Annotated in this window: 9 protein-coding genes; 4 read left to right on the top strand and 5 right to left on the bottom strand. The window is 67.6% G+C overall.

Annotation, left to right across the window (positions count from 1 at the left end):
* The coding region (locus tag WBP48_RS09535) for an HAD-IC family P-type ATPase (RefSeq protein WP_424439474.1) at positions 1-647 on the top strand (647 nt) is incomplete at its 5' end.
* A gap of 503 nt (positions 648-1150) precedes the next feature.
* Here the strand turns inward: WBP48_RS09535 and merB are convergent.
* Complete coding sequence (merB, locus tag WBP48_RS09540) at positions 1151-1648, bottom strand: organomercurial lyase (RefSeq protein ID WP_424439477.1); 498 nt, start codon at positions 1646-1648, stop codon at positions 1151-1153.
* Positions 1558-2982, bottom strand: a complete 1425-nt coding sequence (gene merA / locus WBP48_RS09545) for a mercury(II) reductase (RefSeq protein WP_036286088.1) — start codon at positions 2980-2982, stop codon at positions 1558-1560. Before merA ends, merB begins: the two co-directional genes overlap by 91 nt.
* Before the next feature lie 115 nt (positions 2983-3097).
* Between merA and WBP48_RS09550 the strand changes: the two genes are divergently transcribed.
* Entirely contained in the window at positions 3098-3487 is a 390-nt protein-coding gene (locus WBP48_RS09550) for a heavy metal-responsive transcriptional regulator (RefSeq protein ID WP_347418120.1), read from the top strand.
* A 74-nt stretch (positions 3488-3561) separates the two neighbouring features.
* Here WBP48_RS09550 and WBP48_RS09555 read toward each other — a convergent pair whose 3' ends face one another.
* The 3 genes from WBP48_RS09555 to WBP48_RS09565 form a co-directional block, all read right to left on the bottom strand.
* Positions 3562-4791: a hypothetical protein gene (locus tag WBP48_RS09555; protein ID WP_424439487.1), complete on the bottom strand. Its 1230-nt coding sequence runs from the start codon at positions 4789-4791 to the stop codon at positions 3562-3564.
* Positions 4792-5523: 732 nt separating this feature from the next.
* The gene (locus tag WBP48_RS09560) at positions 5524-5859 is read right to left on the bottom strand and encodes a helix-turn-helix domain-containing protein (protein WP_060960789.1); all 336 of its coding nucleotides are present in this window, start codon (positions 5857-5859) and stop codon (positions 5524-5526) included.
* Complete coding sequence (locus WBP48_RS09565) at positions 5849-6136, bottom strand: tyrosine-type recombinase/integrase (RefSeq protein WP_051498748.1); 288 nt, start codon at positions 6134-6136, stop codon at positions 5849-5851. Before WBP48_RS09565 ends, WBP48_RS09560 begins: the two co-directional genes overlap by 11 nt.
* A 65-nt stretch (positions 6137-6201) precedes the next feature.
* Here WBP48_RS09565 and WBP48_RS09570 point away from each other — a divergent pair, with 65 nt between their 5' ends.
* Positions 6202-6606 carry a response regulator transcription factor gene (locus WBP48_RS09570; RefSeq protein ID WP_051498749.1) on the top strand — a complete coding sequence of 135 codons (405 nt, stop codon included), beginning with the start codon at positions 6202-6204 and terminating at the stop codon, positions 6604-6606.
* Between the two features lie 105 nt (positions 6607-6711).
* Positions 6712-7152, top strand: coding sequence for a zinc ABC transporter ATPase (locus WBP48_RS09575; protein ID WP_424439484.1), 441 nt, complete (start codon positions 6712-6714; stop codon positions 7150-7152).
* Positions 7153-7377 lie beyond the last annotated feature (225 nt).

Raw genomic sequence — 7377 nt, forward strand, 5'->3', positions numbered from 1 at the left:
ACGCCGGATTCCTCGGCGACCAGGTCGCGGGGCTGGAGGAGCAGGGCATGACGGTCGTGATCGTCCACCGCGACGGCGAGCCGGTCGCCGCGATCGGCGTCCGCGACGAGCTGCGCCCCGAGGTCCCTGAAGTGGTCCGCACCCTCGCGACCCAGGGCATCGGGGTGACCATGCTCACCGGCGACAACGCCCGCACCGCCCGCGCCCTCGCTGCGCATGCAGGGATCGATGACGTCCGCGCCGAGCTGCGCCCCGAAGACAAGGCCGCCGCGATCGCAGAGCTCGGTGCGAAGGGGCCGGTCGCGATGATCGGCGACGGCATCAACGACGCCCCTGCGCTGGCCGCCGCGGACATCGGGATCGCGATGGGCGCGACGGGCTCCGACGCCGCGATCGAGTCGGCCGACGTGGCCTTCACCGGTCACGATCTGCGGCTTCTCCCGCGCGCGTTCGCCCATGCCCGTCGGGGGCGGCACATCATCAACCAGAACATCATCCTGTCGCTGCTGATCATCACCGCCCTGCTCCCGCTCGCCCTCTTTGGCGTCCTGGGGCTTGCGGCGGTGGTGCTGGTGCACGAGATCGCCGAGGTGATCGTGATCCTCAACGGCCTGCGCGCCGCGTCGACGCGGAAGGCAAGCACGTGACCGCGCAGGACGTCGCCGCCGCGTGACGGCTTGATCCGGGACCATGCGGATGACCTTTAGATTTCACATCAGAGTTCGCGCGCGTTGATCGGCGACTTGCCTGCTGGCTAGGGGCCTATCGGGCGGGCCGTATGCCGGGGTCTAATGGCCATGATCATTTGGTTCCGGTTTCCCTTCGCCTCGGGTCTGTCTTCGTTATGGTCGGGCGAAGGGGCGGGCAGCAGTCGGGGTCGTTTTCGCGGCGGTGTCGCCTGGCACGCGCTGTCATCACGATGCTTGCAACCACCGCGAGGATCAGGAGTGCGGCACCGCCCGTGATCACCCACGGGTTGCGGAGGAGGGTGCCGATCCCTGTGATCGTGCCTCCGACGACGAGAAGTGGAAGGAGGGCGCAGCAGCCGACCACGAGCAGTGCGGCGACGGCCCCAAGGAGCAGGCCACGGCCGCCTCGCTGGTCGTCCTGGTTGGGAGGCATTGGTGTTCTGTCCTCTCGTGGTGCCGTCTCAGCAGCAGGTCTCGGGACCGCAGCAGCTTCCAGACAGTTCGTCGGCACCGGTCCGGGGGCGCTCGAGCATCTCGGTGATCAGGGTGCTGCCAACCTCGAAGGCATCGGCGACCGTGAGGATTTGGGCCATCGGGTGTTCCGTGAGCCATCCGGCGGCGTCCTCGCGGGAAGCGAAGTAGTGGACCTGGTTGCAGAACGAGGAGCGAATCGAGTGCATGGCCTCGGGGCTGACCAAGGACACCACCGCGGTCGCCGGTTCCACGCTAGTGACACCGGCGGTCGAGTCGACGGTGACGCGGATCGTGTCGCCGGTGGCCGGGGAGATCGATTCGACCCGGGCGGGCCGATCGAGGAGCGGGCGAGGCTCCAGTTTCTGATGGGGTGGATCCGCTGTCTGGCGCGCGGTCAGGCGCAGCAGGACAGCATCGACACATCGGTGGTGAAGGCCTTGGCTACGATCCGGATGCCTTCGGCCGTGGTCAGGTACGGGGCCCACGCGTCGGCGACCTCGGTGATGGTCTTGCCGAGGATGTGGACACCTGCGGCGGCGAGTTCGCCGGCGTCCTTGGCGACCGCGGTCAGGCCGAGGATCTCGCCGGTGTCCGCGTTGGCGACCATCTTGATGAACCCGCGGGTGTCCCGGTTCACCAGCGCGCGGGGCACGTACTCCAGTGGCAGGACACGGCAGTCGCAGCGGATCCCGGCCGCGATGACCTCCTTCTCGGTCATCCCGACCGCGCCGACGGCAGGGCTCGTGAATGTGACCCGCGGCATCCGCGTGTAGTCGACCGACGTGCTGGCGTCAGTGAAGGCGTTCTCGGCGACCAACGTGCCGTGCCGGGCTGCGACGTAGACGAACTCGGGGTGCCCGGTGACATCCCCAGCCGCCCAGACGCGAGGGTTGGAGGACTGCAACTGGTCGGTGACCACGACCTCCCCGGCCGCGCCGGTCTTCACTTGCACGGTCTCGAGGTTGAGCCCGTCGGTGACCGGGGCGCGGCCGAGCGCGACGAGGATCTCGTCGGCACGGAACTCCTGCACGCCGCCCGAGACCTCGGCCGCGGCGACGATCTGGCCGGTGCCCGGGTCGCGGGTGACGCGGGTGGGGATGGCGCGGCGGACCACTCGGATGCCCTCGTCGGCGAAGATTTCCTGCAACGCCTTGGAGACTTCCGGCTCCTCCTTCGACGCCAGCCGGGACCTCACCAGCAGAGTCACCTTCGAGCCGAGCCGGGCGAACAACTGTGCCATCTCCAGCGCCACATAGCCCCCGCCGAGCACCAGCAGCGAGTCAGGCACCTCGGACAGCTCCATCGCCGACGTCGAGGTGAGAAAGTCGACGCCGTCCAGCCCCTCGATGGCAGGAGCCCACGGGCGGGAGCCTGTGGCGATGAGGTAGTGGGCGGCCTCGATGGTTTCGACGGTGCCGTCCGCGGCGGTGACCTCGAGGACCGACGCATCCGGCGTGCCGGCGAACGCCGCCTCGCCCTGGCGGACCGGCCAGCCGTAGGCTTCTGCCACGTCGATGTACTTCTCACTCCGCATCGCCTCGACCAGGTCCTGCTTGCCACCCACCAGCCCGTGCATGTCTACCGGGCCAGCGGTGGCGGCGATCCCCGGGAACCGGGAGCCCGCATCCGCGGCCACGTGGCGGGCCTCGGCGGCCGCGAGCAGCGCCTTGGACGGAACGCACCCCGTGTTCACGCACGTGCCGCCCAACGTGCCGCGCTCGATCATCACCACCGACTTTCCCAGTGTGGTGGCGCGGATCGCCGCGGCGAATGCCGCGCCACCCGACCCAATCACGGCCAGATCAAACCTCGATGGCATCCTTATTCCTCCCTGGGCATCTTGGAACATCCCGCTGATACACTCATCATGAACCTTCCACCACAGGGGAAGGTCAAGCACGAAATTTGCGACCAGCGAAAAGGGGGGGCGGGGAATGCGGATCGGAGAGCTCGCCGACGCGGCCGGCACCACGGCGAAGACGTTGCGGTTCTACGAGGACCAGGGGCTCCTGCCGCCGGCCGGGCGCACGCCCAGCGGCTACCGCAACTACACCGCCGAGACCATCGCCCGAATCGACTTCATCCACCGCGGCCAAGCCGCTGGACTCACCCTCGCCCAGATCCAGCAGATCCTCCACATCCGCGACCACGGCCAAGCGCCCTGCAGCCACGTCCGCGACCTCCTCGACGCACGCCTCACCGATATCGACCAGCAGCTCAGGCAGCTCCACGACCTGCGCGACACCCTCGCCGGGCTCCGCGACCAGGCCGAGACCGTCGAGCCCGACACGTGCAGCTCGGATCAGGTCTGCCGCTATCTGTAGCCAAGTCCGGGGGTCTGTCCGATAATTCAGGCAGTCCCACTGGAGGCGCAAGCGTAGCGGGAGGCCATTGGTGCTCAGGTCGAGGTTGAGCGCAGCGCGGGATAGTCGGACCATTCGCCCCCGGAGAGGCGTGCCCAGGCGGCAGCTGATGACGCCGTGATGCCGAGCAGGTCGGACACGATTCGAGGATGCAGTTGTCGGGTGAGGTCCATCAGCGCGGTGACACGAGCGCTGCCGGCGAGGAGTCCTTCTTGACGGAGTCGACGGCTGAGCGGCCCGGGGGTGATCGGTCGGCCCGGGTTCCTGCCCGGGAAGAGCCAAGTGTCGGAGCGGTTGCCGTCGAGCAGCTGGACCATTGCTTCGGCGAGGACTTCGGGCAGCTCGATCGGTTCAGTTCCGACCGTCAGCGTCATGGGGCGCGCGGTCGTATCGACTTGTGCGCGGGTGATCGCTGCGATGCGGGTCAGGTGGAGCCCGTAGAACAGGACGAGCAATCCGCTGACTCGCGTCACGGGATCCATGTCGTCTCGCGTGATGAACGCGCGTGCCATCGTCCACCGATGGTCGGCGGCGTAGTCGCGCCCTTCGAGGCGATGGCTGCGGAACTCGACCCGGAGGCGGCTCAGGCGGTGCCGTCGCAGCCACCGGGTGAACGGCGCGAGGGCATCCCGTTGTGAGGGCGAACCGGTGAGGAAGCCGTCGAGAGATCGCTGCGGGTATGTCGTCAGCGTTTCGCCGCTCGCGCGGATCTGCTGCAGGAGGGCCGCGCACCGCTTCAGCGCCGCACGCACCTTCTGATAGGTGGAGCCGGATCGGACGGCCGTAGCTGGTCTGCCCCTGAGTGATCTGCCCGACGGCAGCAGCTCCCAGGTGCAGTACCGCCGTAGGAGGAGCCGGTCCTCGGGATGGGGGACGGTCGGAAGCCACCGTTGGAACCAGTGCTCGAACCTCGCCGCTTGGATGTCGAAATCGGGCAGCACGCCTGAGCGGATGAGGAGCGAGAGCAGGAATGCCACGGACTGGCCGGCGTGCGCTCTGGTCATGATCGCGTCCGCGGTGAGGGGCAGCGCGCCATCGGCGAGCTCACGGAGGACGACCGCACAGCGGCTCTTGTACAGCCACCGCTCGAGGGAGATCGCACTGCCGTGGTGCGTCACCAGATACTCCGCGAGCGGGTGCAGCTCGGGGCGGATCTCTCCGCTGTCGTCAGCAAGCAGTTGCTGGATGGCGATAGGTCGCCGGCACTCTACGCATAGCCGGTGCTTGCGCACCTCTTCGATCGTCCCGCATCCCGGGCATGCCATCGTCACGGGAGCTCCTGCGCACTCGGCGCAGACCTTGTGCCCATTCATGAAGCCAGTGAGGAACACCTTCCGCCCGCACTCCGGGCACGGCTGGGGGCGTCGCATCGCGTAGTAGAAGCGGGCGCAGACCCGTCGGCCGTCCAGGTGCGTCGCTACGCGGCCCGGCTCCCCGCAGAGCTCGCACATCTTGACCGGCGCGGTGTAGCACGCGAGACAGACGAGCGCGGGGCGACGGACGATAATCGTGGCGTTCTGCCCGCATCGCGAGCAGTCGCCGAACGACCGCGGATCGGCTCGCCAGCAGTCCCGGCAGAACCGTTGCCCATCGACGGTGCGCTGCACGGGCTGAACTCGTCCGCATCTGGCACACGCGACCGATCGGGCATTCCGTTCACAGCGCGAGCAGTGGCGACCGCCGGTCTGCGTCTTGTGAGGCATCCGAACGGCACGTCCACAGGAATCGCATGTAGGCAAGACGACCCGCCCGGCACCCTCGTTCACGAGAGCGTGGGCCAGATCCTGCACCGTCACCGGTACGTTCCGGTGTCGCCCTTCGAGGACTCCAGGTTGTTTGAGGAGTGCGAGTTCGAGACGCCGTTGGGTGAGCGGCACGGGTGCGACTTCAGCCACGATCTCAACAAGGCGCTCCACCGGGATCTCCGGCGCGATCGCGTGGACGAGCCCGGCGACCTCAGCAACCCTGGGCTCCTGCGGAGGCTTCGCCACCGCGGCCTACTTCGAGCGCGGGCGACGGATCGTGGCCCGCACGGGCCGCAGATCGCCGATCGCACCCCGCGTCGCCTCTTCACCCACCGCGACCGGGGCCGCAGCCTCCCGGCGGGTGACCTGCACGAGGTCGTCGAGCGAGCACTCCAACGCGTCGCACAGCGCGGCGAGCACGTCGATGCGAACCCGCTGCGGTGCTTGCGTCACCAGTCGGTACACCTGTTCCCGGGACAGGTCGACGCCCCGCTCCTCGAGCAACGGCTTCAGCTTGGAGGTCTGGAAGATCCCGCGCGAGGCCATCACGCTGCGGAGGCTCCATGCGGTCTCGAGCTCAACGGTCATCTGCTTCTCCTTCGATGAGGGCCTTCAATGCGTCCGCGAGTACCCGGTTCTTGAAGTCCGAGCTGACGGAGGCGTAGATCGAGGTCGTCGAAGCATGCATGTGCCCGACCTGCTCCTGGACGAATCGGTCGGCGTAGCCGAACTCGAGCAGGTGCGTCACGTACGAATGCCGGAGGCTGTGCAGAGTCAGGGCCTTTGACAAGCCGGCCTCGTCCCGCAGCTCCGCGAACCGCCGGTCGAGATAGCCGGCCGACAGTCGGGTGCGGCGTTCCGTCACCCACAGCGCGCCAAGACGGTATCCACGCCACCCGCGCAATTGTCGACGGCGGGCTGCGGAGCCGCGTGATCGTACTCACGACGTTCGACTTGGACGAGTACGCCTTCGGGGCACTCCGCGCGGGGGCGAGTGCGTTCCTCGTCAAAACTGCGACACACCAAGAACTCGTGGACGCCGTACGCGTCGTCGCTCGAGGCGATGCCATCGTGACGCCCCGCATCACACGGCAGCTCATCGACGCCTACACCGGCCGCGACCAGCCCGTCCCGGGCGGACAGGGCCTCTCGGTTCTGTCCCCCCGAGAACGCGACGTTTTCAACGCGATCGCGCTCGGCCTCTCCAACGGCGAGATCAGCCAGGCACTGCATCTCTCACCCGCAACGGTGAAGACGCATATCAACCGAATCTTCGCCAAGCTCGGCGTCCGCGACCGCGTGCAGGCTGTGATTCTTGCCCACCAGCTCGGGTAGACCATCGGTGGTCAAGCGAACTGATGCGCGAACGCGACGGGGCTGAGCCCTAGACGCCGCGGTGCCGAAGTGAGACACTTCTCTGTTCTACTTCGGGAGGTCAGCATGGGCGACGATGAACCGGCGTTCGATTGGGAAGGCGTCATCCGCGAGATGATCACGCGTGCGACCGAGGCGGCGCCCACCGAACCGGGTGTCTACAAGATGCCGTGCGGTGAGTGTGTGGTCGATTTCTTCATCACCGCTGAGGGCGAGGAACGCTGGCTCGTCGCCGGGGACGAACGCTCCTACACTCGTGAGACCGTCGCGATCGCCCGTCACGGAGACCACCCGTGGGAGCGGCTCTACACGCTCGCTGACGCGGCAAGGGAAGTGGCGCGAGTCGCCGCGGCGAACGGCGGCGACATCGACCGAGTACTCGAGGAGCTGGTCGAAGCAATCGACGACCGCGAGGTCGAGCGGGTGGTGCGTGAGCGGGATGGCATGAGCGGTGAACCGCTCGAGGATCTGGCGGCGCGCTTCGGGGTCGACCTCGATGATCTCTAGGAACATCTACACCCGTCTAGCGAAACGATAGATATCCCTAGATTTCTCGAGGGCCACGCTCATCGAAGGAGGCCGGTGTGAGCCAGTATCCGTGGTTTGACTTCGACCAGGTGGACTTCGTCACCTCGGACCAGCACTTCAGCCACGCACGGATCAGCGAACTCGCCGACCGCCCGTTCGCGACCGTGGAAGAGATGAACGCGGAGCTGGTGCGACGGTGGAACG

Origin of the sequence: Microbacterium sp. (assembly GCF_049661145.1) — a bacterium.
In the GTDB taxonomy this organism is placed as follows: Bacteria; Actinomycetota; Actinomycetes; order Actinomycetales; family Microbacteriaceae; genus Microbacterium.

Bases quoted from the DNA above. Each gene is read 5' to 3' on its own strand.
- merA (WP_036286088.1), bottom strand. From the start codon at position 2,982: ATGCCATCGAGGTTTGATCTGGCCGTGATTGGGTCGGGTGGCGCGGCA.
- WBP48_RS09550 (WP_347418120.1), top strand. From the start codon at position 3,098: ATGCGGATCGGAGAGCTCGCCGACGCGGCCGGCACCACGGCGAAGACG.
- WBP48_RS09555 (WP_424439487.1), bottom strand. From the start codon at position 4,791: ATGGCATGCCCGGGATGCGGGACGATCGAAGAGGTGCGCAAGCACCGG.
- WBP48_RS09560 (WP_060960789.1), bottom strand. From the start codon at position 5,859: ATGACCGTTGAGCTCGAGACCGCATGGAGCCTCCGCAGCGTGATGGCC.
- WBP48_RS09575 (WP_424439484.1), top strand. From the start codon at position 6,712: ATGGGCGACGATGAACCGGCGTTCGATTGGGAAGGCGTCATCCGCGAG.